Below are 25,386 nucleotides of genomic sequence, written 5' to 3'. Positions count from 1 at the left end.
ACCATGTTCGCAGTCGAAGTTCGAGACCACATTATGATCGCCCACAGCCTGCCGCGCCCGGTTTTCGGCCCGGCCCAAGGCATGCACGGTGCCACCTTCGTTGTGGACGCAGCATTTTTTACAAAGGATGTGGACGAGGATGGTCTGGCGGTTGATATCGGCGCAGCAACGACCGTTCTATCGGAGGTTCTCAAGCCTCTGAACTATCAAAACCTGGATGAGGTCGAGGTCTTTAAAGGCAAGATCAGCACCACGGAAGTCATCGCAAAACACATATTCGATGAGCTTGCAGCCGCAGTGACAGCCAAGCGTTTGGGCCCCGGCAGCCACCGGATCTCGCGCCTCAAGATTACGCTGCATGAATCCCACGCAGCTCGCGGCTGGTATGAGGCAGACCTTTGACGCCAAGCCTCACATTCGCCTACCCCGGCAACCTTGAACTGAGGACCGGGGGATATGGCTATGATCGAGAAATCATCAAAGGGTTACGACACCTCGGCTGGGAGATCGATTTTCAGCCGCTGGGAGATGGCTTTCCCTCCCCCACTCCTGACACACTGGCAGAAGCGGAAAAGCGGTTGTCATCCTTGGACGATGACGCGCTCGTTGTCATAGACGGGCTGGCTTTCGGTGTCATGGATGCTTGGGCGAGCCGTGAGGCTCAGCGCCTCAGAATCGTGGCGTTGGTGCATCATCCGCTGGCGCTGGAAACCGGGCTGAGCGCAGAACAACAGGAACCTTTGCGGCGAAGTGAAATGGTAGCACTCCGTGCCGTGCGCCATGTTCTTGTAACCTCGCCAATGACGGCGGCCGAACTGACGAGAAATTTCGGTGTTTCTCCTGACAAGATCAGCGTCGCAGTGCCCGGAACCGTAAGGCCACCGGCATCCCGCAAGGTTGCAAACGAAATCCCGCAAATCCTATCTGTTGGTTCTTTGACAAGGCGCAAGGGACATGATGTTTTGATCAATGCGCTGGCGAGGATTTCCGAGCTAGATTGGCAAGCAACGATCATCGGAAGCCCCCATTTGGACACGACCATCGCCAATGCTCTGGAAGAGCAAATAAGAACGCTTGGTCTTTCAAAACGCATTAATCTGGCTGGAGAAACCGATGATTTGACAACGGCCTACGCCACGGCAGACATTTTCGCGCTTGCAAGCCGTTATGAAGGTTATGGCATGGTCTTTGCCGAAGCTCTGTCTCATGGCCTGCCGATCATTGCCTGCAAGGCTGGTGCGGTGCCAGATGTTGTCCCAAGTGAGGCTGGCTACATTGTTGAGGTGGACGATGTCGAGGCGGTCGCTTCCGCGCTGAGGACATTGCTGACCGATCAAGAGGAACGCAGTCAGCGGGCGGAAGCAGCCGCGAGAGCGGGCGCTTTACTCCCGCAATGGGAAGACACATCGAAAATCATTTCGATGGCATTGAAAGAGTTGGCATGAGCGGGTTTGACAAGGATTGGCTGAAACTTCGTGAACCGGCAGACCGTGAAGCAAGAGCAGCGCCGATGCTCGAAAAAGTGCGTCAGTACCTCGATGCCCTTCCGCAACCGCATGTCATTATGGATATCGGGTGCGGCACAGGATCGACCTACCGGACGCTTTCACAGACACTGCCGCACTGCAATTGGAAGCTTCTGGACTATGAAACCGTGTTGCTGGATGAGGCGAAGCGTCAAATTGGTGTGCATGAAAACATCGAGTTCCACCGCCAGGACCTGAACGATCTTGACGACACACTTCTCGATAATGTTTCGATTGTCACCGCATCGGCTCTTTTCGATCTGTGCTCATCGGAGTTTTGCGACCGCTTCGTAGAAAAGTTATCTCATCGCAACATAGGCCTTTACGCAGCGCTGAACTATGACGGCATCATGGAATGGTCGATCAAGCATCCGCTGGATGAACAGATTGCCGCAGATTTTAACCTGCATCAGAGATCTGACAAAGGCTTTGGCCCAGCTCTCGGACCTGGCGCTTCTGCCCACCTCTCTCATCGATGTGAAGAACTGGGATTTACGGTTGAGATTGCCGATAGCCCCTGGCGCCTTGGGTCGTCTTCAGCCGAGCTTCAGAAAGAGTTTCTTGCGGGACTTCATCGGCCGGTGCAGGAAATAGGCAATGTCAGCGATCCGGCATTCAATGAGTGGCTCGAGTTCCGCCACTCACACATTGACCGCGACGGCAGCCTCTGCATCGTTGGACATACGGACTTTCTGGCCCTTCCCAGCACTTAGGCACGTATCTGCTTTCATGCGACAGTCAAACAGCACATCGCCTCCCAGCACGTAGACATCTGCTGATGGGCGCTGAGCGTTGCAGAGTTCCGTGATAGGTGCCAGCGAGATGCCGGATGGTCCGGAGCCGATGATCAAAGGTGAGATCGTCACGTGAAGGCGATCCACCAGCCCATCATCGATGAAACGCGCGATTGTTCTCGCGCCACCTTCCACCAATATCCGCTTCAAGCTGCGCTCGGCAAGACAGTCGAGGATGTCCTGAGGATCGAGGCCATCTGGGCCACGTTGAAGTCTCACCACATCGAACCGGCGTGAGGACCTCGGCGCATCATGCCCCTGGATGACGATAACCGGTGCAGCGCCATCTTGAAACAGGCGCTCATCTCCGGTCAATTCGCCGCGACAGTCTATGATGACCCGGGTCGGACTTGGACCTGAGACCTCTCGTACGGAGAGGCGCGGATCATCATTCTGGACGGTTCCGATACCAACGATGACCGCATCGACAAGGGCGCGGCAGCGGTGAAGATGCGCAAGCCCTTCAGGTCCCGAAATATCGCGAGCATCCCCGCTTGGCGTGGCAACGCGACCATCAAGAGACTGACCGACCTGCGCAAGGACAAACCCATCCTTGGCCGACGCAATCGGACCGTAAAGCGCAAAGGCCGGATCTACATCTTGCCTGCCGATTGGTTCTTTCCCATTGCGTAGTGAAAGGAGCCGTGTCCAAAGCCTGTCATTCATATGGAGGTTTTGCATCGACGTCCCTGTCTAAAGAATTCTGTAAAGCGTGGCATCTCGGCGTATGAGGTGATGGAATATCACCGCCAATATGTGTAACGCGAAAAGCCCTAAAATGATCCACGCGCTCCATTCGTGGATGGCTGAGAGCGTCGGCGCGATCTCCGAAGATTTGCCAAGCGGACTCCAGATCGTCACCAATCCAAACCATTGCAGGGGGAACCCGTGGGCATTTGTGGCTAAGAAGCCTGAAACGGGCATGATGATCAAAAACACGTAAAGCAACCCGTGAACCGTATTGGCCGCAATACGCTCTAGCGCGGATCTATCCACTGGAGGCGGTGATTGAAAAAACCGAAATCCAACTCTGAGCAGCATGGCCCAGAGCACGAGAAAGCCGAAGCTTTCATGCATAAGATAGAAATCCAGCTTGACGTCATCCTTGACGAAGCCAATCATCAAGCCCAGAGGCCATGTCACGAAAACAAGCAAAGCCACAATCCAGTGCATGGCTTTTGATATGCGGCTATAGCCCGGAAAATCTCGCGTCGAGCGATCTGGCATCGGCATCCTCCCTCCTGATGTATATAACATCTTCGAAAAGTAACAGCTATGAGCATGGCAAACATCGCGCTATCGTGATGCAAATCTTCGAGGGTTAAGACGGCTACTGTTACGAGGCAGGACAACATCTGCCCCGAAGTGGCAAGGTCCACGGCTATCGCGCTTGACCCGCCTCAGGCGATCACTGGATGTGACCGGGCGCATTCGCCATTTCGCCAAGGCGAGTGACACTGTGAGAATTGTCACTGGAAAGATCGTTGAAATGCGGCCCCTCGAGGTCAGGACTGAAAATCTCTTTTCGATTCCGTCCCGCAGCCTTTGCGGCATAGAGCGCTTGATCTGCGTTCCTCATCAAGGTTTGCATTTTCATCCCACTTGTCGCGGTGGCGAGACCAAGACTGATCGTGACTGGGACACGCCTGCCCTCAAAACGCAAATCGATTGCCTCAACGGCGCTCCTCAGGCGCTCCGCTTGTCGTTCGGCTTCATCCAGTGAAGAAGATTTGATGTAAAGACCGAACTCTTCGCCGCCGACCCGGGCGAGCATATAGTCTCCTGATAGGCTTTCAGCCATTGTTTTTGCCGTCGCAACGAGAACATGATCGCCAATCGCGTGACCGAATTCATCGTTGACCTTCTTGAAGTGATCGATATCGATCGTCACAAAAATATCCCCTGGCGAGGGATTGGCAGGCAGATTTGAAAAGAACCAGTGGCGGTTGTGGATCTGGGTGAGCGGATCGGTTTCAAGGAGCTGGATCAACCGCATTTCCGCGCGTTCCTTGGCAAATATCTGCACGAACATTGCTATTAGGAACTGGCATAGGATCAGCATAAAGAAAGTTTCACTGACGGAAACTGACACGTGTTCAGGGATCGTAATGCTTGCAATCGCAATCAGCGCTAACACCGCCTTGGCGGCGAATGACAGCGCCAATGGAAAACGAGCACGGACAATGGCTCCACGGGTGCCGCGAAGAACGATAAAGGCGCAGGACACCATGAAGGATGCCATCACAGTCAAAAAAATGGTTGCTCTATAAGAGTTTTCCAAATGGAAATCGGTCGCAACAGCAATGGCAAACAGCGCAGGCGCTATTGCAAGCACGATCCAGTCACGGTGACAGACGCGCTCATGGATGAGACGTCTAATTCCAATCCAGAACAGTGCGTAAGCAAGGGGTCCAGCCGTGAAACTTAAAAGTGTCCAGGCATAAACGGGGAGTTCTCCTCGCTCCCCAGCGCCCGCGATTGTTGAGCCGATGGCGAGTATGATGAAAGAGATGGCCATAAGCCTTAGACCCAGGCTCTTTCCAGATTGCCATCTCACATAGAGGAAACAGCCCGCCCCAACGAGCAAAGAAGATTTATGCAGTAACAGGGTGGTAGAGAGTTCCAATATGTTGACCTCGATATTTCCACATTGGGAGGGCGCCTTTCCCAGAATGGACCAATTAAAAAACTTAAATTTTTTCTATAGTACGTTGGTGGTCTGTAAATTCTCTTAAATAAGAGCGTTGTTCTCTGTGGTGGGATCTCGGTAGCTTTGGGCATAAAAGGCTTGCGCTACAGTCAACTCCAGACAAACCTAATGGTCTTGGGGAACCGTTTACAAATCCTACAATGCGCTGGATGGCAGCTGTAGTAGATATCGCTTACTATAGCCTCGTAGCGCTGCTTAGAATACGATATGGTAGCTCGATCCGAAGTCGTGGACCGGAAATTGATGACTTACGCTGCTGACAAGACAGGCTGTTATGTTGATTATTAAAAACCACCTCAATGATCACACTTGAGCAGGTCGCTTTCCGCGCAGGATGCTCCATCAGCACTGCAAGCCGTGTGCTGAACCGCACTGGGCCAGTTAGCGCCGAGATGGTGCGTAAGGTGCGCCGTGCGGCGGCGGAAATGGGTTACAGGCATATCGCAAACAAAGCTGGCGATAGCCGTCGATCACGCGCTGTCGTTGGCGTTCTGGTTCCGAGCATTTCCAATCCGGTGTTTGCCGCATCTCTTGCGGGCATTCAGCGTCGCCTGCAGGCCGCAGGGCAAAGCGTGTTGATTGCACAGTCCAATTATGATCCGTCCAGCGAGGCTTCGGCTGTCGCATCCCTCCTTGAAGAACACCCGACCGGGTTGATCCTGACGCTTTGCGATCCGCGTTGCAGCGATGTACTTTCGGCAGCATTGCCACCCACCGTTCTGCTGAACAATTTGCCAATGCCGCGGTTTCAAGCGGCGGTCACCGTGGATAATTTTCAGGCAAGCTACGAGCTTACCCGTTTCTTGATGGATAAGGGTCATCACCATATCCTGTTCGTATCCGGGTATTTCACCTCTTCTGACAGGGCACGGCTGCGTTATGAGGGGCACTGTAAGGCGCTGGCCGACAGTGGGCTCAGATCGCTCGAAGCGCTACAGATCGGCTTTCTCGACGGATACGAAAACCTTGATCTGTTGGATGTTGTAGAGAATATCAGGCCAAGTGCCATCATCGCCTCCAATGATCTTCTGGCGCTTGGTGTGATCAGCGCTCTGAGACGACATGGGATTTCGGTTCCGGGGCATATTTCGGTTTGCGGTTTCGACGGCATTTCCATCGGGCGGATGCTTGAGCGGCCGTTGACCACAATACGGATGCCGGATGCAGACATGGGCACCGCAGCAGCAGCCATGTTGCTGGATGTTGCGCAGAACGCAGCACCACCAAGGCATCTGCGAGTTGGATACCAATTGTTCCCCGGCGCAACAGTCGCCTAGCATGACAGCCTGACGCCAAAGGCCCGCTCCATCCTAACTATCTAAAAAATCAAAAAAGGAGGTGACAAAGCCACCTCCTCAACGTCGTGCTTGGTGTCTTCAAGACCTCCGCGGCAGAAGTTTTTTCACTTCATCGGCAGCGTCATTCAAGGCTTCGTCAGGCTTGGCATTCTGCTCGACGATGCGTGACAGGTTTTCAACGATGGTCTGAGTAACCTTCACACCGTTTGTGCCCGGGAAAGCGTACCAAGGAATCATGCGCGACATCTGTGAAAGACCAGCTTGGAACAGCGGGTTTTCCTTGTAGAAATTGCCGAGATATTCCGGCGACTTTGCAGCCAACTCGTTGTTTGGAACATAACCCGTGCCCGGCACGACAACGGAAGCACCGTAAGGACCGGCTGCGAACTTCGCGAAGGTCCATGCAGCCTTTTGCTTTTCGGCATCCTTTGTCAGAATAACCACAGCATTGCCGCCTGTTGGCAGCTTGCCATTTTCTGCGTCGATCAGCGGAATTTGTGCTGTGCGCAGATCGAACTTGTCACCGACATTCTTGATGGTGTTGCGAAGGGCGCCCGTTGTCTGAAACGCAAAGCCGATCTTGCCGGCTGCAAAGGCCTGTTCGCCAGCTTGCTTGGTCAGAACCGGAAGACCGCCTTCCTTGACCATCTTGTCGAGAACGGCAGCGGCCTTCTGGCCTGCCTCACCATTAAATGTCAACTTTGTCTCGTCTGCATTCAGCATGGTGCCGCCTGCGCCGAACAACAGCGCGGAGAACATCCAGTCATCACCCTGCCAGCGGAAATCTATGCCTTCATTGCCATCGCCAAGCGCCTTGATCTTCCCACCAAGCGCGATTACCTCATCCCACGTCTTTGGCGGAACATCCGGGTTGCCACCGGCTTTGCGAACCAGATCAGCGTTGTAATACATGATCGGGTTCGAGGTTGCGAAGGCGAGGCCAACCTGCTTGCCGTCCACCTGGGCAAGCTTCAGAATATTGTCCGAAAAGCCTTGCGCAGCCATGTTGCCATCGGCTTTGACGAGCGGCCCAAGATCAACAGGAATGTCACGCTCGTTGACCATGCGCAGACGGTTAAGGCCGATGAAGGTCAGATCAGGCATTTCGGCCGTTCCTGCCTGGCGCATGATGGTCTGGATGCCTTCCTCGTAGGTTGCGGAAGGATTGGCGAACTGGATTTTGATCTCCGGGTTCTCTTCCATGAACTTCTTCGAAATGTTGTCCATCACATCCTTGAAGAAGCCCGGCATTGGATAATGCACGGTCAGCACTGTCTCTGCCTTTGCGGGCATGGCAGCAAAGGCAACCGAGACGGCAAGCGCCGTCAATGCGTGTCTGATAAGATTCATGGCACGTTCTCCGTTAAATGGTGAGGGTAGTGTCTATGCTGTCCGGCTCAACCTTTGAGGCCGGTCATGGTGATGCCTTCGATAAAGCTCTTCTGGGCAGCCAGAAACACAAGAACGAGGGGAAGAGTGATGATGAGAGTTGCCGCCATCAGCGCGCCGTAGTCGTCTCCCGCTTCCGCAGCACGGAAGTAAAGAAGGCCAAGCGGCGGTGTTGCATAGGTCTGGTTCGTCACGACGATCAGCGGCCAGAACAGATCGTTCCAGTGGGCGACGACCGAGAAGATCGCAAAGGCCGTAACCGCTGGCCAGGCATTGGGCAAAATGACACGGGTGACGATGCCAGCTTCGCTCATACCATCCAGCCGGGCTGCGTGGATAAGATCGTCCGGCATGGCCCGAAAGAACTGCAGGAACAGGAAGATCGCGAACACAGAGATCGAGAAAGGTGCGACCAGCGCCATATAGCTGTTGAGCACCGACATGCGGTCGAAGGCGACATAAAGCGGCAAGGCGGTGGCGTGGATCGGCACCAGCAAGCCCAGCATGACCATAATCATCAATGCCCGCGCCGCCTTGAATTTCAGCTTCGCCATGGCGTAGGCGCAGGGAACTGCGACGATAACCTGAATGAACAGGATCAGCGCGCAGACGATGGCACCGTTCAACAGAAGATGCGGCATGGAAACCCGCGTCATGGCCTTGGTGAAGTTGGCCATGTAGCTCCATGTCTGCGGAATGAGCGACAGAGACGAGGAAAATATCTCGCTTTGCGCCTTGCCAGCCGTCGAAATCATGAAGATGTAGGGCGACAGGAAGATGAGCGCGCCAATTGCCAGAATGGACAGGCGGATCACGCGGCCCAATGTCATCGTTGGTGGGAGAGTGGCGGACTGCGTCATGAGTAATGCACCTTGCGGTCAAGAACGCGGTACTGGAGGAACATCAGCACCACCAGAATGGCGAGGAAGATCACAGTCATGGCTGACGCATAGCCGACGCGCAGATAGACAAACCCTTCCTGATAGATCGTGAAGAGCAGCACTTCAGACGCTTTGTTCGGCCCGCCTTCGGTCAAGGCTTTTACGGTCTCGAAAACCTTGACCGAATTGATGATGCTGATCGTCACCACAAACAGCGTGGTCGGCGCCAGCATCGGCCATGTGACAAGGCGGAAACGCTCGAAACTGGAGCGGACGCCATCCATTTCCGCTGCTGCGTAAAGATCACGCGGGATGGCCGTCAGGCCTGCCAGAAACAGAACCATGTCGAAGCCGACCGACTGCCAGATACCGATAATGGCAAGGCTTGGCAAAACCGTGCTGGACGAACCGAGCCAGTTGGGACCGGCAATGCCGAAGACGCCCAGCATCATGTTCACAGGGCCGATACTTGGGTGCAGCATATATTGCCAGACCGTTGCCATGGCCACCAGCAGGGAGGCAACCGGCAGGAAGTAGACCGTGCGGAAAAACGCCTTCGCCCGCGGCTCAGCTTCGATAAGCATCGCAATGCCAAGGCCGAGGAAGATTGAGAAGGGCGTGACAATGGCCGTGTAGAAAACAGTGTTCCACAGCGACTTGCGGAACGTGCGGTCACTGAAGAGCTCGACATAGTTCTCAAATCCGACAAAGCGGAAATTGGAATAGCCAAGTTCGAAATCGGTAAAGCCCAGCACGACGACGGCGACCGTCGGGGCGATGATGAACAGCATCATGAGGACGACGGCCGGTCCCGCAAGCAGCCAAGCGGTGCGGCTTTCGCGCCTTGCGGCAATCTCTGCCTGCGTCGGTGTCGGAGCGGCGAAAACGGATGCGGTCAATTCAACCATGGAGCAACTCCGGCGCACCAACGGTGGAAACCTGCGTTGTGATGCGTTCACCATCCGCACCGAAGAGCAACGCCTTGTCCGGCTGGATTGCCAGATGAACCGGCTTGCCGGGGCCTAGATTCGCGGCGTCGGACGGCGTGAGCTTGACGACGACAGTTTCGCCCATACCGTCAAGGCGTGCAAAGAGGATGACTTCCGAGCCGAGGAACTCAAGACGTTCCACCGTTGCAGCCATCGTGTCTCTGGATTGCGGTGCAAGCCTCACAAACTCCGGGCGAATGCCGACGGTGATGTCGTCGCCATGCGACAGGCTCGACGCCGCGATGGTGATGCCACCGAATTGCACCATGCCATTGGCAGTCGCCTTTGTCGGCAGCAGGTTGATCCGAGGCTGGCCGATGAACCGGGCAACCTCGATATGGGAGGGGTCTTCATAAATCGTCTGTGGCGTAGCGAGTTGAAGAAGTCTGCCACCAATCATAACGGCCACACGGCTTGCCATGGACAGTGCTTCCGACTGGTCGTGCGTAACATAAAGTGCCGGAACGCCTGACTTGCGGTGCAACTCGACGATTTCGCCACGCGCATGGACACGCAGGTTGGCATCCAGGTTGGACAGAGGCTCATCCATCAGGAACAAGGCTGGATGGCGAACCATGGCGCGGGCAAGAGCTACACGCTGGCGCTGACCGCCGGACATCTGGCCGGGCTTGCGATCCAGCAGATGGCCGATCTTCAAGGAGGCAGCCATCGCCTCGACTTCTTTGAGAATGCCTTGGCGGATGGCTTTCTGACCGGGCAAAAGATTGCCGATGATCGGCAGGCGCTGCGTGGCAGTGAGGCGACGCATGGCAAGTGGCACTGCGATGTTCTGGCCAGCCGTCAGATGCGGATAGAGCGCATAGGATTGGAACACCATTGCAATGTTACGATCAGCGGCTGTCAGGTTCGACAGTGTCTTTCCGCCAAGGCTGATCTCACCTTTATCGGCATGGTCCAGACCCGCGACGATGCGAAGAAGCGTACTCTTGCCGCAGCCGGAAGGGCCGACCAGCGCGATGAATTCGCCAGGCTCAGCCTCAAGGCTTACTCCTTTGAGAATATCGTTGGAGCCGAAAGACTTTGTGATGTTGGAGAGAGACAGCACGCTCATTCCGCCGCTTCCTTCTTCTTGAGAGCGGATGGGTAGACCTCTGCCACCACGTCATCGAGATAATAAGGCTTCAGCCCTTCCACGGAAACGAGCTGGCTTTCCACCGTTTCTCCCAGATGGTGAACTGCTGCACCAAGCAGACGCGATCCCGGCATTTCGCGCTCCATATCTCCCAGAATGAAGGAGGATGGTGGCGCCCAGACGAGGGTGGTGTTGTCATGACGGCCGATCCAGCTCCAGTGCAGATGCCCGGAACCGACAAGCGCAACATCATGATTGGCGATAAGCTCCAGCAGGCGCATGCGCGGCTCAAACGGTGCGCTCCAGTATCCCGCTTCCGGTTCGTCGGCGTCATCGACAAAAAGCGGTTTGTGCGTAAAGATTGCGACCTGACGGCCGTCGCGGCTCTCAAGGGTTTGTTCCAGCCAGCGTTCCTGCGCTTCTTCATCTGCGCCACCAAGCCCGATCAGGAGACTGTTGAGCCCGATGATGCGCCAACGATCCGTATCTTCGACCCAGTAGTCGGGGCCGACGAGGCGATGCCAGCGGTCCAGGCGCTCGGCATTGACCGGCTGTGCCGACCCATGGAAATGTCCAACATCGTGATTGCCAGGAACAATCAGCACCGGCATGGACAATTGCCGCATCATGCCCATCGCAAAAGCGAGGTCGTCCTCGAAATCGGCACCGTCGATGCTGAGATCACCGGTATGGACGACCAGATCAGGCTTCTCACTTTCGATCCAGCGAACCAGCGGCTCCCAATTGCCATTGAAATGCGGCTTGGTGGGGCTCAGATGGGTGTCTGTGATCTGGATGATTTTCAAGGTGCAACTCCGGTAACTCACATTGTCCGGAGAATGCCTTCAAGCACGACCCGCATTGTGTTGCCGCCGTGTTTAGTCACTGATGATGTCAGTATGGCTACAGTTTCTTTCAGTGGTTTTTCAGTTTTGTTGCAAAACCTTCACACGTTCGATGTTCGTCGGGACAACTCCCACCACTGGGGGCGACGCAACGTTTAAATGAGCTATCTGACCTGATGTCCTCAGGTCGGATCATCCACATAATCGCTGCGTCGCATGCATAACGAAGAGGTCCTGTCACCTCACATGGCAAAACCTATGCTGTGGGCAATGGGAGGCGACTTTCTTCGCCAGAGATGACGATCTGCTCTTCGACCAGAAAAGCCTTGATGCTGCCGATGAAGGTTGCACCATGTGCACGAAAACGCTTGAGCGCTTCCGAAGCCAGAACTTCCTTCATCTGTTCTTCGTCATCGAACCAAATCTCGGCAATTCCGTCGCATGTGAAGGGGTAGTCCGGCACATCGGCACGGCTTGGCTCTTTCAGGATGATATTCAACACGAACTTGCGGATACCGGGGACAGAGAGCGCCATTTCAGCATGCTCAACGCGCCAGGCATAAAGAAAGTCGGCCTTCGTCATTTCCGACGGTCGAACGAGCAACGAAATGAGTTTGATCATGTAAGGGCCTCAAAGGTTTGGGTAATTTTGAAAAAGCCCGTCATCACGAAAGGCATCTTCAACTTACGTCCAATCAAGGCGCACCTTGTAATTGAAGTTCGAAATACGGCTCATTACCAGCATTAATGAAGCTTTGCTCTTTATTCACGAACATGATGTGGCGCATTACGAGAGGAAATTTGTGTCATCCGCCCCGATCTTAAACTATCCATTTGGGCGGAATGGTTTTGGAACATTACCATTTTTAACAGGTCTGAAAAAAAGATTTCGGAGGGACAATGATCAAGACTGTAACCCTATTGGCAAAACGCGATGATTGGACCCGCGAAGAATTCCTCAAATACTGGCGCGAAGTTCATGGTCCGCTGGCAATTGATGTGAAGAATATTCTCCGTTACGTGCAGTCCGAATGTCTCGACAACATTGTGCGCCAGGATATCGTGGAAATGGACATCGCAATCGACGGTGTCGCAGAGGTCTGGTACGAGAGCGAAGAGGCAATGCGCGAAGCGCGCGTTTCACCAGAAGGTCAGCGCCTTCTCGCCGACGGTGCCAAATTTATCGGACGTGCCCGAACCGTCGTTGTTCGTGAAGATGAGTTCATCGCGCTCAGGATTCCCTGAATATCTTCAGTGTGTTTCCGCACGGGAAAAACAAACCTGAACACGCTGACCACTTTGCGCAGGTCGCTCCAGCGAATTCTCGCTTCGCAGCTTTCATGTCCGAAAGAGACTTTCTGGAGCGCTCACTTGTGACAGATCCCTGTTCGGAACAGGTGCGCATCCATGTTCTCATGGCAATGAGTGAGGTCAGTATTTGATTGGTTTCCAAATGGAACTCTGACGTATCTCTCGCAAATATCGGATCGGTGACTGAGCATATGACGCAGCAATCAACAATCACAACGCCAAGCCGAGGCGGCCCTGAAGACACACAGCGAGCTATTCCGTTGGTGAAGCTTCATTCCACGTGCCTTACCCTTGGCGGGCATGAGATCTTGCGCAACATCGAACTGGCTTTGAAGCCAGGCGAATTTGTCAGCGTCGTTGGTCCGTCGGGCTGTGGAAAGACGACGATGTTGCGGCTGATTGCGGGACTGTTTGCTCCGACGGACGGGCGTATTCTTTATGAAGGCAAGGAACTTCGTGGCCCCACCCGCGAGATTTCCGTCGTCTTCCAGGATTATGCCAAGGCTTTGCTACCCTGGCGGACGGCTGCAGAAAACGTGTCGCTGGCACTGGAGGCTGCGCGTATTCCCCATAAGAAACGCGCTCTGATCATTCAGAACCTGCTGGAAAAAACCGGGCTTGGTCAGCACAGCCATAAATTTCCCGGCCAGATGTCGGGCGGCATGCAGCAGCGCTTGCAGATAGCCCGTGCGCTGGCGCAGGAACCCAAGCTCTTGCTGATGGATGAGCCCTTCGGTGCACTCGATGCAATGACCCGGCAAAACCTGCAGGACGAATTGCTTGCCATTCTGGCCGTGAACAAAGCCACTGCATTTTTCGTGACACATGACCTGGAAGAAGCAATCTATCTCTCAGATCGCGTGATCGGCCTTCTGCCGCACCCGGGTCGGATCGCTGAAGTGTTTGACGTGCGTCTGCCGCGCCCCCGCAATCAGCTTGAAACACGCGAAACCGAGGAGTTTGTCCGTCTGCGGCGAGAACTGACACGGTTTATTACCATTGCGGAGAAGCAAGGTTGATGGGCGCGCCCACGATCAACGCGCTGCGCGCTGCCGCACTGCCTATCGCAGCGGTGGTGATTGCAGAAAGCTGGGCGCGATTGACCCACATGCAAAGCTACACGCTGGCGCCCCCTAGCCAAATTCTGGTTGCAGGCGCGGGTGCTATCATCGATGGCTCGCTCTTCAAATCGACATGGGAAACACTGGTATCTGTTGTTCTCGGCTTCCTGATCGGGGCTGCGGTCGGCATTCCCGCCGGTATTTTCCTCGGCCTGTTGAACAAGCTCGACCGGTTGTTCGAGGTGCCTGTCGAGTTCATTCGCGCCATGCCTTCCATCGCGCTGCTTCCCGTCTGGATGATCATCTACGGCCTTGGCTTCAAGATGGAAATTGCCGTGATCGCCTTTACTACGATCTGGCCAAATCTGATCATGGCGAGGTCTGCAGTTCAGGGCATTACGCCGCGCCTCAATGAAGTGGCAATGGTTCTGGGATTGTCCAGACTTCAACAGATCTGGAAAATCGTGCTGCCAGCGGCGCTGCCGGGTATATTTGTCGCCCTGCGTGTAACGCTTGGCTTTTCACTCGTCGTCGGTGTCACCATCGAAATTGTTGGCAACCCGCAAGGCCTTGGCTCAGCCATCATGCTGGCACGCGAAGCGATGAACCCGGCGCTGATGCTGGCAACACTCGTCTGGATCGGGCTTCTCGGCCTCCTGCTGAATATCGCAATGGCCTCGGTCCAGAAAACCTTCTTCGGCCGGTTCTACACAAAGGAGCAGGAAGAATGAACATCAACCGTCTCGCATGGGTTCTGGCCAGCGGCTGCATGTTCCTTGTCCTTATCGGCCTCTGGAAGCTGGTCACGGACGCAAATCTTATCACGCCCGTTTTCCTGCCATCGCCAGGCGATACATTCGCAAGCCTCTGGGCTGGTTTTTTTGACGAGGACATCCGCCACAAGTTTTTCGCGACCGTGATGCGCATGTTTTATGGCTGGGTACTGGCGTCCATCGCGGGGATAGCAATCGGGGCTCTGGTTGGAAGCTCGAAAGTCGCGCAGAGCTATCTCGGGCCTTCTCTCGAGGCGTTGCGCCCTTTGCCAGCCTCGGCGATCATTCCGGTTGCCATGGCATTGTTTGGCCTCAGCGATCTGATGGTTTTGAGCGTTGTCGCCTTTTGCGCATTGTGGCCAATGCTTCTGTCCACCATTCATGGTTTCCGGATGGTCGAGCCCCGCCTTTTTGAGGTCGCGCGGGTGTTTCGCATGTCTCGGACCGAGTTCGCCTTCAAGATCGCGCTGCCAAGTGCCATGCCCGATATCCTTTCTGGAGCCCGTATCAGCTTGACCGCCTCACTGGGGATGGCGGTCGCCGGGGAAATGCTGGTGGGTGTCGACGGAATAGGCCAGTTCATGCTTGCGGCGGGTCGATCCTACCGGTCAGCCGATATGTTCGCAGGCCTTGTGATGCTGTCGATGATCGGCATGGGGTCTGCGCTCCTTCTCGGTTTTGCCGAGCGAAAAATCCTGCGGTGGCGAAGTTCACAACAATGAACGCCGCCTCTTCAGCGATGTAACAACAAGAAAAACTCAACGTTAAGTTAGGGGAACTAAAATGACATCGAAAATAACACGCCGTTCCGCACTTGCACTGTCAGGCCTTGCGCTTGGCTCGCTGGCGGCCCCGTCACTGTTGCGCGCACAGGACCTCAAGCCCATCCGCTTTGGCTTCTATCCTGCTGTCGACTTTGTCGGAGCCTTCCTTGCGAAAGACAAGGGAATCTTTGAAAAGAATGGAATCGACTTTCAACTGACGCCAATGTCAGCGACCGCAATCGTACCGGCGCTGGTGACCAATTCCATGGACATCGGCACGCTCAATATGATCCCGACGCTTCAGTCCATCGATGCAGGGCTTCCGATTTCCATGATTGCCGGAGGGCAACGACTTCCAGCCACCGGCAATATCGGGCTGATGGCGCGTGCAGGCGCAGGCCTGAAGGAACCAGCTGATCTCTATGGTCGCCGGCTTGCGACACCAGCTTTGAACAACATCATGTTGTACATGTTCAATTACTGGTTCAAGCAGAAGGGCCTTGATCCCAAGAAGCTCAAGTGGATTGAAGTGCCGCCAGTCAACTACAGCGATATGATGTAGCGCGGCGAGATCGATGCCGCACTCAACTTCGACCCATTTTTCTTCCTCATGAAAGAGGAAGGCGTCGCAGTGCCCTTCGTAAACTTCTTCGAGAACGCACCTGATGGCGTTGTCGTCGGTGGATATCAGGCCAACGCCGGATGGACAGCCAAGAATCCCGAGGTTGTTGCAAAGTTCCGTGCCTCTCTGGTGCAGGGTTCCGAACTGGCCATGGCAGATCATGATCTGGCCTATGAATCCATCGCGAAGTGGACGAAGATGGACATATCACTGGTCAAGAAAATGGCCGTCCCCAATCTCTCGCCGAGGGTTGAGCCTACAAATCTCGACTACGTGTTCACCGTTATGCGTGATCAGGGACTTTTGAAAACCGGCCTGACAGCCGACAAAGCACTTACGCCCTGGACATAAGAACGCATTGAAGGTGATGGGGGCGATCGCGCCCATCACTTCCACAAACAATGCCTGACATGCCAGTTTGCCCTTGCGGGCAAAGGACCGGTTCATGCCCTCGGTCTGACCAGGGTCTCTATTTTTACGGATGGTGATGAGAATGACCTATACGCCCGAATCGCTGGCTGGTGAATTCAGTTTCCTTATGCAGCGCGCCAAGCTCGATCTTGATGAGGGCTGGCACGAACAGATGCTTGTCGAATTTGCGCAGATGCGTGAGGAACTCGATACCATTCACGCCTTTGCCAATCGTGCGAGCGGTCCGGTGAATCTGCGCCAGGTGATTACCTGTGGGAGGGTCGAAAAGTGACATTCACAGATCTCTCCCTTCGCTCGCTTGGCCAAAAACTGCGTGAGCGTGCCTTTTCGTCCACAGAACTCACCCGCTGGACGCTGGACAAGGCGACAGCCGCCAATGACACGTTGAACGCCTTCATCAGCATTCTTCCCGAGCAGGCGCTGGCTGCGGCGGAGCGTGCTGACCGGGATTTTGCCGCTGGCGTGGATCGCGGCCCGATGCAGGGCATTCCTTATGGCGCCAAGGACTTGTTTGATGTCGCCGGTCTTCCGACAACCTGCCATTCGCGCATCGGGCTTGATACCGTTGCGTCTGGCGACGCGGCCATCGTCGAAAAGCTTTCTCTCGGTGGCGCGGTGCTCGTCGGCAAGATGGCGACACACGAATATGCCCTTTATGGGCCGGATGCTGAACTTCCCTTTCCGCCTGCCCGCAATCCGTGGAACCTCGATCACATCACCGGTGGTTCTTCGAGCGGCTCGGCATCCTCCATTGCTGGCGGCATTCTGCGCATGGCGCTCGGCACAGATACCGGTGGCTCGATCCGGTCGCCGTCATCCTGGTGCGGAACGGTCGGCCTGAAGCCGACCTTCGGGCGTGTTTCGCGCCGTGGCTGCTTTCCGCTGTCATGGTCCCTCGATCACTGCGGCCCGCTTGCGCGGAATGTGGAGGATGCAGCCGTCGCACTCAACGTGCTGGCTGGTTATGATCCACTCGACAATGACTGCGCCAATGTGCCCACAGAGGATTTCACCGCAGGTCTCGGACATTCCGTCAAAGGTATGAAGGTCGGGATCGCAAGGTCGCTGCTGGTCACGGCATCTGGGCCGGTTCTGGCCGGAATCGAGCGGGTCGCGGATCTGCTTCGTGCCGAAGGCGCGGAAGTGTTCGATGTGGAAACACCACCGCTTGCCTTGTTCGGAACCGTCATCCGCGCTTTGCTTCTCATCGAAGGGCACCACATTCACGAAGCCAACCTGCGTTCACGGATAGGCGATTTCGGCCCACTTTCAGCGCGCCGGCTGGCGCTGGGTGCCGCCTATACCGCGACAGATTACCTTGCTTGCCTGAAAGCACGGCGCATTCTGGCTGAACAGCTGTCGGCTGCGCTGACTGGCTGCGATGTTCTACTCTGCGCCACGACGGCGAATGCCGCACCCCGCTACACACCAGTACCAAATCCATTCGATCCTGCCGGGCCTTCCATGACAAACCCGTTCAACGTGACAGGCAATCCCGCCATCAGCGTTCCAGTTGGGCTTAACGACAGCGGTCTGCCTTTGTCCGTGCAACTGGTCGGCAGGCTCTTCGACGAAAAAACCCTGCTCACGGTCGCTCATGCCGTCGAAAGCCTGAGTGGGTGGACAGACATATCACTGCCTGACTACGCTCGGTAACCAACTGGACGACGCTGCCGCAATGAGGAAAGTGGACGATGAATGGTATTCATGACATGGGCGGAATGCACGGCTTCGGCCCGATTCCAGATATCGAGAACGAAGAACCGTTTCACCATGAATGGGAGCGCCGCATCTTTGCGGTGAATTTTGCGGTTGGTGGGCTTGGGCTCTGGTCGATCGATCAGGTTCGCTCCGAAATGGAATCCCTGCCGCCTGACGAATATCTGCGCGGCGATGACTACTTTCGCAGGTTTGTCCTTCGGCTTGAGCGGTTGGCCATCAAACATTCGCTGGCCGATGCGAGTGAGATCAGCGCCGGCGCGGCTCTTCATCCGGCGCGGAGTGGCCTTACCGCCCTGCCCCCCGAGCGTATTCCGATCATGGCCGAAAAGGGCAACTCTTCGATGCGCCAAGCGAAGACGGCCCATCGTTTTAACATCGGGGACAGGGTGGTTGCACGCAAGCTTAACCCGTCCACCCATACTCGGCTGCCTCGCTACGTCCGGGGCCATCCCGGCGTGGTGACGATGGTTCATGGCGTGCACGTCTATCCCGACCATAGCGCCCTTGGTAACGAAGATCCGCAGTGGCTTTATGCCGTGCAGTTCGATGGCCGGGACCTCTGGGGCGAGGGTTGCGAACCTGGCTGCGAAGTCGTTGTCGATGCCTTTGAACCTTATCTCGATCCTGCCTGAAGCATCTACTGCCTTTAGCAGCTGCCTAAACCTTTCAAGCCTTGGAGTTTGCCATGTCCGGCAACCATGACCACGACCATGATCACGATCATTCTCATCTGACTGACACGGAGTTGCGCGTCCGGGCCTTGGAAACTCTGTTCACGCAGAAAGGCTATGTCGATCCGAAAACGCTGGAAACGATTCTGGAGACTTACGAGACCAAGATCGGCCCTCGCAATGGCGCGCGGGTGGTGGCCCGGGCGTGGAGCGATCCAGCCTATCTGGAATGGCTGAAGACCGACAGCAGCGCTGCCATCGCTTCTCTGGGATATACAGGCCGTCAGGGTGAACATATCGTGGCGCTCATCAATACGCCCGAGGTCCATAACGTCGTCGTCTGCACGCTGTGCTCCTGCTATCCATGGCCTGTGCTTGGCTTGCCCCCTGCATGGTACAAGTCCTCAGCCTACCGCTCACGCGTCGTCATCGAACCGCGCGCTGTCCTTGCGGAATTCGGCCTTGTCCTTCCTGAAACGACGCGCGTGCGTGTCTGGGATTCCACGTCCGAGATGCGTTACATCGTTATTCCGATGCGCCCCGAAGGAACAGAGGGATGGTCGGAAGAGGAACTGGCAGAACTCGCAAACCGCGATTCCATGATTGGTACGCGGATCGCAACCGCTGCCTCAGAGCGGCCCAGCGTAACGGCATGAGGCAAACAGCATGACACAGGCGCATACTGATATCGATCTCGCTCAAACCTGCGGTACAGACCCGCGCATCTGGGATGAAGAGACTGGCATGCTCTTTGGCGAACCGTGGCAGGCGCAGATTTTTGCCATGACGGTTGCGTTAAACGAGGCCGGACAGTTCGAATGGAGCGAATGGGCCGGGGTGTTTTCAAAACATCGCAAGGCGAGTGCCAGGAACGGCATGCCCGACACGGTCGATACCTATTACGACGACTGGCTGAATGCTCTGGAAGAAATCGCCTCGATACGATCTTTGGCGACGGGCGATGAGCAGCATCTTTATAAACATGCATGGGAACACGCAGCCGAACGAACACCGCACGGCCTGCCCATCTTTCTGCAGGAGGCAGATTTTGAAGAGGCACGCTCGCATCATTCCGCTTGAAGGCCCCTACACCATGGGTTGGTCTCTGGGGAACCGCGTGAGTTGATCGTTCTGGCGTCGGCGCGGATTTCATCTTCCTTTCAAAACTACGGGTGATGCGACCCATCACGAATAATGACTACCTCTGAGACGTTCAGCTTCTTAGCCTCAGTCCCGGCGCAAACCGAAAGCGGTGTAGGAATTGTTTGTGGCCGACGTTCTTCAGCGGCATGCAGGGAGGCTTGTCCCGCATGAGGATGGAGGGGGCAATGACAAGTCAATTTGGGAGGACATCATGATATTTGCAAAACTGGCGGCGGTTGCCGCTGCATCTGTACTTTCGATGGACATATCCAGCGTCTGTCCACCTACGCGCCCAGAACACTCAATCGATCTGTCACACGACAGGCTGTAGGAAACCGACATGCCCGCCATATCTCCAATTTATACGATTGATGTCAAAAACAAGCTCGGCGAAAGCCCGGTCTGGAGCGAGCGGGAGCAAAAGCTATATTGGGTGGATAGCCGCGGCCCGACGATCTATCGCTTCGATCCGGTGTCCCGCAACGTCGAAAGCCTTGCAATGCCAGATATTATCGGCAGCATAGGATTGCGCAGTGGTGGGCCGGGCGAGCTTGTTGTTGCCATGCAAACTGGTTTGCATTTCGTGAATTTCAATTCGAAGCATTGCGAGCCGATTGCTGATCCCGAAAAAGACCTCCCTGACAACCGCTTCAACGACGGACGCACCGATCGGCAAGGCCGGTTCTGGTCGGGCACGATGAGCGACGTCAGACGCGACCCAACCGGATCGCTCTACCGGCTTGACGCGGATCGAACGGTTTCTTGCCTGCGCGGCGATGTGATCGTTCCCAACAGCATCTGCTGGAGCCCCGACAGCCGGGTCATGTATTTCGCGGATACCTACCGGGATCGGATCATGGCCTATCGTTTCGACGCTGATGCGGGCACAATTCATGACGAACGGCTGTTTGCGGATACATCGGATCGTCCAGGCAGGCCGGACGGCTCGACAGTCGATGCCGATGGATACCTCTGGAACGCGGAATACGGTGGCGGTCGTGTCGTGCGCTACGCGCCAGATGGCCGTATCAACAGGGTTGTCGATCTACCCGTCACCCAGCCGACGAGTTGCGCCTTCGGTGGCCCAGACCTGGCCACTCTTTTTGTCACATCGGCACATCAACGGCTGGGCCCAGACGACCTCGCGGCGCAGCCATTGGCTGGAGATGTATTTGCCTTCGATATCGGCATCAAAGGCTTGGCGGAGCCAGAATATGAGGGCTGAATTTCCATCCAATATCTTTCGTCATCATCGTCAGGCAGGCACACCATGATAATCGATCATCGCACCTATACCGTCAGACACGGTCACATGAAGCAATATCTTGAGCAGTTCGAGCGGGTCGCGCTGCCGATCCAGTTGCGTCATCTCGGCAAATTCATCGGCTCCTTCGTGTCCGATATCGGGCCGCAAAACCAGGTCGTGCATATCTGGGCCTACGAAGACATAACTGACCGGGAAACACGCCGTGCCAATATGGCCGCAGATCCCGAATGGCAGGCGTTTCTGACGCTAAACGCCGGCAGCTTTGTCGCTCAGGAAAACAAGATCCTCAAACCGACCACCTTTACCAAGCTCTAAGCCATAGAGAGCGGGTTTCAAGAAAGCACCCCAATGGACCAGAACAACCCGCAGATTGAAACGCTGGGACGGCTTCCGCTCGAGGCATTCGGCATCTTCACATTGCCCAAAATCGACCCCGACAGCCTTGCGGGCTTTCGCGCTTTGCCGGACCTTACCGGAATGACATCAGATGCAATGGACGAACTGGGCATTGCCGGTGCCGTTCCCGGTGGAATGCTGCGGCCGACCGACGCATCCGCCCGTGTCGTTGGCCGGGCACTGACGGTGAAGAATGTGTTGCGCGATGATATGAGCCCCATCGACGTGTTTAAAACGGGCAATCCGGAGCTGGCCGACGTCGAGGCACATAACCTCGCCGAACCCGGTGATGTGCTTGTTCTGGAGGGCGTAGACAAAATCTCCAATATGGGAGGGCTGCTGGCCAGCATCGCCAAACGGCAGGGTGAGCTCGGAGCCATTGTGGATGGCGCAGTCCGCGATATCGGTCATTCGCGCGATATCGGTTATCCGATCTGGTCCCGGAGCGTCAGCCCCATCACAGGCAAGTGGCGGGTACGCACTGTCGCTATCAACATACCTGTTACAATCTGCGGTGTGACCGTCAGCCCGGGCGATCTCGTCCTGGCAGATGAAGTCGGTGTGTGCTTCGTTCCATTTGATAAAATCGAACAAGTCCTCAAACATGCGCAAGACATTGCCGAGAGCGAAGAAATGCGTCAAAAGGCCATTAGCAACGGTGCGCCGATCCGCGATGTCATGCGACGCAAACCGAAGGCTTGAGGGCGACCGCCGCAAGCGTGCGGCTTGCATGTCACATTTAAGGATAGGGCTATGCAGGAAAAACGGATCGACCTGAACCTGATGAATGTCCTTTACGCTGTCCTTGCCGAAGGCAGTGTGACACGCGCGGCAAACCGGCTTTCGCTCACCCAGCCGGCGGTATCCAATGCGCTCGGGCGGCTTCGGCATATCATGCAGGACGAACTGTTCATCAAGGTCCCCGGCGGCATCGAGCCAACAGCCAAGGCCCTTGAGATCTGGCCGGACTTGCAGGCCGCAATGGACAAGATTCGCGAAATTGCAGTGCCTCAGGCTTTTTCTCCGGCCCAAACCAGCCTGACGTTCAACGTTGCGCTGACAGAGACGCTGATCTCACGCATTTTGCCCGATTTCACAGCCCGTTTTCTGAAAGAAGCGCCACAGGCGAAACTGCATTTCCATGTCCACTCCAACCCCAGCTCGATCAATGGTCTAGAACGCGGCGTATTGGACTGTGCGGTCGGCATGTTTCCAACCTTGGATGCCGAGTTGGCTGTGGAGCCACTTTTTACGGATCAATATGTCTGTATTTTCCGCCACGACCATCCAGACCTCGTCGCCCCCGTATCAAAAGAGGCGTTTCTTGGCGCGAGGCATGTCCTGGTAAAGCAGGCAACAGGGCAGATGGGTATCGTTGATAAATGGCTTGAGCAAACCGGTGGGGCACGCGATATCTCACTTGTCGTCAACAAGGCGGAAGAGGCCATCGAGATCGTGCGGCGCTCGGATCTCGCCGCTGCAGTACCGCTGAGTTTCGTTGAGAGTTACCGGAACGGACAAGACCTGACCGTATCGCCCTTGCCCTTCGTCACGCATGATATCATCTACAAAATGGCCTGGCACAAACGAACCGAACGGGATCCTGCCCGCTCTTGGCTGAGGAGGGTTCTGCGTGAGACAACCCTCAACGTTTAAAGCCACCCGATAACAGTCCAAGCATGCTCCGGCCTATTGCATGCCCATGATGTTTGGATTCTCGACCGAATCTGGTGCCGTCAGATCATAAATGCCGTGGGGTCGCCAAGCTACCCCTTCTGGGTGACACTCGTGTCATGCAGGGTGCAGCTGTTGCCGCAATTCGCCCGCAATATTCAAGGCGCCCATTTAAAACTACCGCTTTCAGAACAGTAGAGTTGAGGAAGCGTGGGGCCTACCGAAAGAAAAGCCGAATCCAACATTACTCGCCTGATCTGAATACAGCGTGTCGCCGTAATATGTCTAAGACATCATTCAGGAAACTCGCTTGGCCCACGCGTGTCCAACAAGATTCCAGCACTCATCAGAACTGGAGACCATCGTCATGGCTGAGCAAGTGACAGTCTGGTTCGACAGCAATTGCCCGTTGTGTCAGAGAGAAATCGCATTGATGAAACGGCTCGATCGGCGCGGGGCGATCTTATTTATCGATGCTTGCGATCCTTTGACGGTCTGCCCCATTGATCGCGCAGACATTCTGGCCCGCTTCCATGCGCAGGAGGGCGACAGGTTGCTCTCGGGTGCGGCGGCATTTGCGGCCATGTGGCGCGCCATTCCGATCTTGCGCCCACTGGGAAAGATCGCTGGCTGGCCCCCAGTCACACCCTTGTTCGAAGCGGCCTATCGTGGCTTCCTGCGCATTCGTCCCCGGCTGCAGAGGCTTTTCCGATGAAGGACCGGTTTCGCCCCGTCCCCAAAAGCCGTCTCGGTCGGCTTGCGGCGTTAGGCCAGCTTGCCGGCGGCGTCGCAACGGGGATGGTCGGTGAAGGCTTGCGCAGGATGGCGCAGGGAGAACGCCCGCATCTTTCCGATCTGCTCCTGACACCATCCAATGCGCTTAGGGCTAAAGAGCAGTTGTCGCGCCTGAGAGGTGCCGCCATGAAGCTTGGACAGATGCTGTCACTCGATGCGGGCGACCTTCTGCCACCCGAACTCGCGGTGATCCTTGCCGATTTGCGAGAGAGCGCGCATTTCATGCCGGATCGCCAACTCCAGCAAACGCTGACTGCAGCTTGGGGCCCAGACTGGCAAAGGCATTTCTCTCGATTTGATATGACACCGATAGCAGCGGCCTCAATTGGGCAGGTTCATCGCGCCGTTCTTTCATCAGGGCGCGAATTGGCGATCAAAGTCCAATATCCCGGGATTTCGGCCAGCATCGATGCCGACATTGACAATGTTGCAGCGCTTTTGCGGATCACGGGCTTGCTACCATCAGGACTTGATCTGGCACCTTATCTGACTGAGGCCAAAAGGCAGTTGCATGAAGAGGCGGACTACCTGCGGGAGGCAGAGCAGATGCGCCGCTACCGCAGGCTTCTTGCAGATGACCCGCGTTTCGTTGTGCCTGAGCCTGTCACCGATCTTCTCCATAGGACTGTTCTGCCGATGGACTACATTCCGGGCGCCCCCTTAGAAACACTGGCCGCGGCACCGGAAGCAGATCGCAACCGGGCATCGCAAGCACTGCTCGAACTGCTCCTAAAGGAACTATTCCAATTCGGCCTGATGCAGACAGATCCTAATTTCGCGAATTATCGCTGGCAGCGCGACGCTGGTCGAATCGTGCTTCTGGACTTTGGTGCCACACGTGCGGTAGCGCCTGAGATTGCTGAGCAATATCGCATTTTGCTGCGCATCGGGTTAACGGGCGATGTCCCTGCGATCCGTGATGCACTCGTGAAGATGGGTTTCATCTCCCCAGTCCAGGTGCTGCGACACGGTACGACACTGGATGCCATGATTGGCCTTGCGGTTTCCCGGATCGAGACGAGCCGAAATGGTCTTTTCGATTTTGCCGACCGCGATGTCATTGCGATGATCCGTGAACGTGCAACGCCGATGATGGCCGATCGTGCAAGCTGGCACCTGCCTCCTGCTGATACGCTGCTTATTCAACGCAAGATCGGCGGCATGGCATTGCTACTGACCAACATGCGCGCGCGTCTTCCACTGGCCGACACGCTTGCGCGCTTTTGCTAA

Annotated in this window: 30 protein-coding genes; 21 read left to right on the top strand and 9 right to left on the bottom strand. The window is 55.8% G+C overall.

All coding sequences use genetic code 11. The features are described 5' to 3' along the window. The first annotated feature begins 3 nt into the window (after nucleotides 1–3). The 3 genes from RQI55_RS15945 to RQI55_RS15935 are packed head-to-tail and all read left to right on the top strand — an operon-like array spanning nucleotide 4 to nucleotide 2,239. Nucleotides 4–402 carry a 6-carboxytetrahydropterin synthase gene (locus tag RQI55_RS15945; protein WP_243258318.1) on the top strand — a complete coding sequence of 133 codons (399 nt, stop codon included), beginning with the start codon at nucleotides 4–6 and terminating at the stop codon, nucleotides 400–402. Then, on the top strand, nucleotides 399–1,445 hold the full coding sequence (locus RQI55_RS15940; RefSeq protein ID WP_243258319.1) for a glycosyltransferase family 4 protein: 1,047 nt from the start codon (nucleotides 399–401) through the stop codon (nucleotides 1,443–1,445). The genes RQI55_RS15945 and RQI55_RS15940 overlap by 4 nt, the downstream gene beginning before the upstream one ends. Further along, a complete protein-coding gene (locus RQI55_RS15935) occupies nucleotides 1,442–2,239 on the top strand; it encodes a class I SAM-dependent methyltransferase (RefSeq protein WP_311273189.1) in 798 nt (265 codons plus the stop codon). Before RQI55_RS15940 ends, RQI55_RS15935 begins: the two co-directional genes overlap by 4 nt. Here RQI55_RS15935 and RQI55_RS15930 read toward each other — a convergent pair. From RQI55_RS15930 to RQI55_RS15920, 3 genes are all read right to left on the bottom strand, one after another. Then, entirely contained in the window at nucleotides 2,168–2,986 is an 819-nt protein-coding gene (locus tag RQI55_RS15930; protein ID WP_311273190.1) for a RibD family protein, read from the bottom strand. The genes RQI55_RS15935 and RQI55_RS15930 overlap by 72 nt on opposite strands. 27 nt (nucleotides 2,987–3,013) lie before the next feature. Further along, nucleotides 3,014–3,547 (bottom strand): cytochrome b, encoded by a 534-nt coding sequence (locus RQI55_RS15925; protein ID WP_279290567.1) that lies wholly within the window; start codon nucleotides 3,545–3,547, stop codon nucleotides 3,014–3,016. A 181-nt stretch (nucleotides 3,548–3,728) separates the two neighbouring features. Continuing rightward, nucleotides 3,729–4,838 carry a GGDEF domain-containing protein gene (locus RQI55_RS15920; RefSeq protein ID WP_311276917.1) on the bottom strand — a complete coding sequence of 370 codons (1,110 nt, stop codon included), beginning with the start codon at nucleotides 4,836–4,838 and terminating at the stop codon, nucleotides 3,729–3,731. A 491-nt stretch (nucleotides 4,839–5,329) separates the two neighbouring features. Here RQI55_RS15920 and RQI55_RS15915 point away from each other — a divergent pair, with 491 nt between their 5' ends. Further along, the gene (locus tag RQI55_RS15915) at nucleotides 5,330–6,307 is read left to right on the top strand and encodes a LacI family DNA-binding transcriptional regulator (RefSeq protein WP_243258324.1); all 978 of its coding nucleotides are present in this window, start codon (nucleotides 5,330–5,332) and stop codon (nucleotides 6,305–6,307) included. A 99-nt stretch (nucleotides 6,308–6,406) separates the two neighbouring features. On the opposite strand, the gene RQI55_RS15910 is transcribed toward RQI55_RS15915, so the two are convergent. From RQI55_RS15910 to RQI55_RS15885, 6 genes are all read right to left on the bottom strand, one after another. Further along, a complete protein-coding gene (locus RQI55_RS15910) occupies nucleotides 6,407–7,678 on the bottom strand; it encodes an ABC transporter substrate-binding protein (RefSeq protein ID WP_042617143.1) in 1,272 nt (423 codons plus the stop codon). Nucleotides 7,679–7,725: 47 nt separating this feature from the next. Beyond that, nucleotides 7,726–8,577, bottom strand: coding sequence for a carbohydrate ABC transporter permease (locus RQI55_RS15905; protein WP_243258325.1), 852 nt, complete (start codon nucleotides 8,575–8,577; stop codon nucleotides 7,726–7,728). Continuing rightward, complete coding sequence (locus tag RQI55_RS15900; protein ID WP_243258326.1) at nucleotides 8,574–9,506, bottom strand: carbohydrate ABC transporter permease; 933 nt, start codon at nucleotides 9,504–9,506, stop codon at nucleotides 8,574–8,576. The genes RQI55_RS15905 and RQI55_RS15900 overlap by 4 nt, the downstream gene beginning before the upstream one ends. Continuing rightward, nucleotides 9,499–10,659, bottom strand: coding sequence for an ABC transporter ATP-binding protein (locus tag RQI55_RS15895; RefSeq protein ID WP_042617146.1), 1,161 nt, complete (start codon nucleotides 10,657–10,659; stop codon nucleotides 9,499–9,501). Before RQI55_RS15895 ends, RQI55_RS15900 begins: the two co-directional genes overlap by 8 nt. Continuing rightward, nucleotides 10,656–11,486 carry a metallophosphoesterase gene (locus tag RQI55_RS15890; RefSeq protein ID WP_243258327.1) on the bottom strand — a complete coding sequence of 277 codons (831 nt, stop codon included), beginning with the start codon at nucleotides 11,484–11,486 and terminating at the stop codon, nucleotides 10,656–10,658. The genes RQI55_RS15895 and RQI55_RS15890 overlap by 4 nt, the downstream gene beginning before the upstream one ends. 295 nt (nucleotides 11,487–11,781) lie before the next feature. Continuing rightward, the gene (locus tag RQI55_RS15885; RefSeq protein ID WP_243258328.1) at nucleotides 11,782–12,147 is read right to left on the bottom strand and encodes an EthD family reductase; all 366 of its coding nucleotides are present in this window, start codon (nucleotides 12,145–12,147) and stop codon (nucleotides 11,782–11,784) included. 278 nt (nucleotides 12,148–12,425) lie between these two features. On the opposite strand from RQI55_RS15885, the gene RQI55_RS15880 reads away from it, so the two are divergent. From RQI55_RS15880 to RQI55_RS15800, 17 genes are all read left to right on the top strand, one after another. Then, nucleotides 12,426–12,770 (top strand): EthD domain-containing protein, encoded by a 345-nt coding sequence (locus RQI55_RS15880; RefSeq protein ID WP_042617148.1) that lies wholly within the window; start codon nucleotides 12,426–12,428, stop codon nucleotides 12,768–12,770. A 257-nt stretch (nucleotides 12,771–13,027) separates the two neighbouring features. Then, nucleotides 13,028–13,855, top strand: coding sequence for an ABC transporter ATP-binding protein (locus tag RQI55_RS15875; protein WP_243258329.1), 828 nt, complete (start codon nucleotides 13,028–13,030; stop codon nucleotides 13,853–13,855). After that, nucleotides 13,855–14,628, top strand: coding sequence for an ABC transporter permease subunit (locus tag RQI55_RS15870; RefSeq protein ID WP_311273192.1), 774 nt, complete (start codon nucleotides 13,855–13,857; stop codon nucleotides 14,626–14,628). The genes RQI55_RS15875 and RQI55_RS15870 overlap by 1 nt, the downstream gene beginning before the upstream one ends. Further along, nucleotides 14,625–15,392, top strand: a complete 768-nt coding sequence (locus RQI55_RS15865; protein ID WP_243258331.1) for an ABC transporter permease — start codon at nucleotides 14,625–14,627, stop codon at nucleotides 15,390–15,392. The genes RQI55_RS15870 and RQI55_RS15865 overlap by 4 nt, the downstream gene beginning before the upstream one ends. A 61-nt stretch (nucleotides 15,393–15,453) precedes the next feature. Then, nucleotides 15,454–15,996 carry an ABC transporter substrate-binding protein gene (locus tag RQI55_RS15860; RefSeq protein WP_311273193.1) on the top strand — a complete coding sequence of 181 codons (543 nt, stop codon included), beginning with the start codon at nucleotides 15,454–15,456 and terminating at the stop codon, nucleotides 15,994–15,996. A 69-nt stretch (nucleotides 15,997–16,065) separates the two neighbouring features. Then, nucleotides 16,066–16,407, top strand: coding sequence for a hypothetical protein (locus RQI55_RS15855; RefSeq protein ID WP_311273194.1), 342 nt, complete (start codon nucleotides 16,066–16,068; stop codon nucleotides 16,405–16,407). A 142-nt stretch (nucleotides 16,408–16,549) separates the two neighbouring features. Next, on the top strand, nucleotides 16,550–16,759 hold the full coding sequence (locus RQI55_RS15850) for a hypothetical protein (protein ID WP_243258333.1): 210 nt from the start codon (nucleotides 16,550–16,552) through the stop codon (nucleotides 16,757–16,759). Continuing rightward, nucleotides 16,756–18,144, top strand: coding sequence for an amidase (locus tag RQI55_RS15845; protein ID WP_243258334.1), 1,389 nt, complete (start codon nucleotides 16,756–16,758; stop codon nucleotides 18,142–18,144). Before RQI55_RS15850 ends, RQI55_RS15845 begins: the two co-directional genes overlap by 4 nt. Before the next feature lie 38 nt (nucleotides 18,145–18,182). Further along, nucleotides 18,183–18,842 (top strand): nitrile hydratase subunit beta, encoded by a 660-nt coding sequence (gene nthB / locus RQI55_RS15840; protein WP_243258335.1) that lies wholly within the window; start codon nucleotides 18,183–18,185, stop codon nucleotides 18,840–18,842. A gap of 53 nt (nucleotides 18,843–18,895) precedes the next feature. Next, nucleotides 18,896–19,537 (top strand): nitrile hydratase subunit alpha, encoded by a 642-nt coding sequence (gene nthA / locus RQI55_RS15835; protein ID WP_311273195.1) that lies wholly within the window; start codon nucleotides 18,896–18,898, stop codon nucleotides 19,535–19,537. Nucleotides 19,538–19,547: 10 nt separating this feature from the next. Then, nucleotides 19,548–19,961, top strand: coding sequence for a nitrile hydratase accessory protein (locus RQI55_RS15830; RefSeq protein ID WP_243258337.1), 414 nt, complete (start codon nucleotides 19,548–19,550; stop codon nucleotides 19,959–19,961). Between the two features lie 403 nt (nucleotides 19,962–20,364). After that, the gene (locus tag RQI55_RS15825; protein ID WP_311273196.1) at nucleotides 20,365–21,249 is read left to right on the top strand and encodes an SMP-30/gluconolactonase/LRE family protein; all 885 of its coding nucleotides are present in this window, start codon (nucleotides 20,365–20,367) and stop codon (nucleotides 21,247–21,249) included. A gap of 45 nt (nucleotides 21,250–21,294) precedes the next feature. After that, nucleotides 21,295–21,606: an NIPSNAP family protein gene (locus RQI55_RS15820; RefSeq protein WP_192065851.1), complete on the top strand. Its 312-nt coding sequence runs from the start codon at nucleotides 21,295–21,297 to the stop codon at nucleotides 21,604–21,606. A gap of 33 nt (nucleotides 21,607–21,639) precedes the next feature. Then, complete coding sequence (locus tag RQI55_RS15815) at nucleotides 21,640–22,389, top strand: RraA family protein (RefSeq protein ID WP_243258339.1); 750 nt, start codon at nucleotides 21,640–21,642, stop codon at nucleotides 22,387–22,389. 51 nt (nucleotides 22,390–22,440) lie between these two features. After that, nucleotides 22,441–23,343: a LysR family transcriptional regulator gene (locus RQI55_RS15810; RefSeq protein WP_243258340.1), complete on the top strand. Its 903-nt coding sequence runs from the start codon at nucleotides 22,441–22,443 to the stop codon at nucleotides 23,341–23,343. 385 nt (nucleotides 23,344–23,728) lie between these two features. After that, a complete protein-coding gene (locus RQI55_RS15805) occupies nucleotides 23,729–24,076 on the top strand; it encodes a DUF393 domain-containing protein (protein WP_243258341.1) in 348 nt (115 codons plus the stop codon). Then, a complete protein-coding gene (locus RQI55_RS15800) occupies nucleotides 24,073–25,386 on the top strand; it encodes an AarF/ABC1/UbiB kinase family protein (protein WP_243258342.1) in 1,314 nt (437 codons plus the stop codon). Before RQI55_RS15805 ends, RQI55_RS15800 begins: the two co-directional genes overlap by 4 nt.

Source organism: Rhizobium sp. WCS2018Hpa-16, from assembly GCF_031843705.1.
In the GTDB taxonomy this organism is placed as follows: Bacteria; Pseudomonadota; Alphaproteobacteria; order Rhizobiales; family Rhizobiaceae; genus Agrobacterium; species Agrobacterium tumefaciens_C.
Note: the sequence above shows the minus strand (reverse complement) of the source record. Positions and strands in the feature narration are given on the sequence as shown.

Bases quoted from the DNA above. Each gene is read 5' to 3' on its own strand.
- RQI55_RS15935 (WP_311273189.1), top strand. From the start codon at position 1,442: ATGAGCGGGTTTGACAAGGATTGGCTGAAACTTCGTGAACCGGCAGAC.
- RQI55_RS15910 (WP_042617143.1), bottom strand. From the start codon at position 7,678: ATGAATCTTATCAGACACGCATTGACGGCGCTTGCCGTCTCGGTTGCC.
- RQI55_RS15905 (WP_243258325.1), bottom strand. From the start codon at position 8,577: ATGACGCAGTCCGCCACTCTCCCACCAACGATGACATTGGGCCGCGTG.
- RQI55_RS15830 (WP_243258337.1), top strand. From the start codon at position 19,548: ATGACACAGGCGCATACTGATATCGATCTCGCTCAAACCTGCGGTACA.
- RQI55_RS15945 (WP_243258318.1), top strand. From the start codon at position 4: ATGTTCGCAGTCGAAGTTCGAGACCACATTATGATCGCCCACAGCCTG.
- RQI55_RS15900 (WP_243258326.1), bottom strand. From the start codon at position 9,506: ATGGTTGAATTGACCGCATCCGTTTTCGCCGCTCCGACACCGACGCAG.
- RQI55_RS15860 (WP_311273193.1), top strand. From the start codon at position 15,454: ATGACATCGAAAATAACACGCCGTTCCGCACTTGCACTGTCAGGCCTT.
- nthB (WP_243258335.1), top strand. From the start codon at position 18,183: ATGAATGGTATTCATGACATGGGCGGAATGCACGGCTTCGGCCCGATT.
- RQI55_RS15875 (WP_243258329.1), top strand. From the start codon at position 13,028: ATGACGCAGCAATCAACAATCACAACGCCAAGCCGAGGCGGCCCTGAA.
- RQI55_RS15815 (WP_243258339.1), top strand. From the start codon at position 21,640: ATGGACCAGAACAACCCGCAGATTGAAACGCTGGGACGGCTTCCGCTC.
- RQI55_RS15915 (WP_243258324.1), top strand. From the start codon at position 5,330: ATGATCACACTTGAGCAGGTCGCTTTCCGCGCAGGATGCTCCATCAGC.
- RQI55_RS15810 (WP_243258340.1), top strand. From the start codon at position 22,441: ATGCAGGAAAAACGGATCGACCTGAACCTGATGAATGTCCTTTACGCT.
- RQI55_RS15850 (WP_243258333.1), top strand. From the start codon at position 16,550: ATGACCTATACGCCCGAATCGCTGGCTGGTGAATTCAGTTTCCTTATG.
- RQI55_RS15880 (WP_042617148.1), top strand. From the start codon at position 12,426: ATGATCAAGACTGTAACCCTATTGGCAAAACGCGATGATTGGACCCGC.
- RQI55_RS15805 (WP_243258341.1), top strand. From the start codon at position 23,729: ATGGCTGAGCAAGTGACAGTCTGGTTCGACAGCAATTGCCCGTTGTGT.
- RQI55_RS15925 (WP_279290567.1), bottom strand. From the start codon at position 3,547: ATGCCAGATCGCTCGACGCGAGATTTTCCGGGCTATAGCCGCATATCA.
- RQI55_RS15920 (WP_311276917.1), bottom strand. From the start codon at position 4,838: ATGGCCATCTCTTTCATCATACTCGCCATCGGCTCAACAATCGCGGGC.
- RQI55_RS15870 (WP_311273192.1), top strand. From the start codon at position 13,855: ATGGGCGCGCCCACGATCAACGCGCTGCGCGCTGCCGCACTGCCTATC.
- RQI55_RS15800 (WP_243258342.1), top strand. From the start codon at position 24,073: ATGAAGGACCGGTTTCGCCCCGTCCCCAAAAGCCGTCTCGGTCGGCTT.
- RQI55_RS15930 (WP_311273190.1), bottom strand. From the start codon at position 2,986: ATGAATGACAGGCTTTGGACACGGCTCCTTTCACTACGCAATGGGAAA.
- RQI55_RS15825 (WP_311273196.1), top strand. From the start codon at position 20,365: ATGCCCGCCATATCTCCAATTTATACGATTGATGTCAAAAACAAGCTC.
- nthA (WP_311273195.1), top strand. From the start codon at position 18,896: ATGTCCGGCAACCATGACCACGACCATGATCACGATCATTCTCATCTG.
- RQI55_RS15820 (WP_192065851.1), top strand. From the start codon at position 21,295: ATGATAATCGATCATCGCACCTATACCGTCAGACACGGTCACATGAAG.
- RQI55_RS15895 (WP_042617146.1), bottom strand. From the start codon at position 10,659: ATGAGCGTGCTGTCTCTCTCCAACATCACAAAGTCTTTCGGCTCCAAC.
- RQI55_RS15865 (WP_243258331.1), top strand. From the start codon at position 14,625: ATGAACATCAACCGTCTCGCATGGGTTCTGGCCAGCGGCTGCATGTTC.
- RQI55_RS15885 (WP_243258328.1), bottom strand. From the start codon at position 12,147: ATGATCAAACTCATTTCGTTGCTCGTTCGACCGTCGGAAATGACGAAG.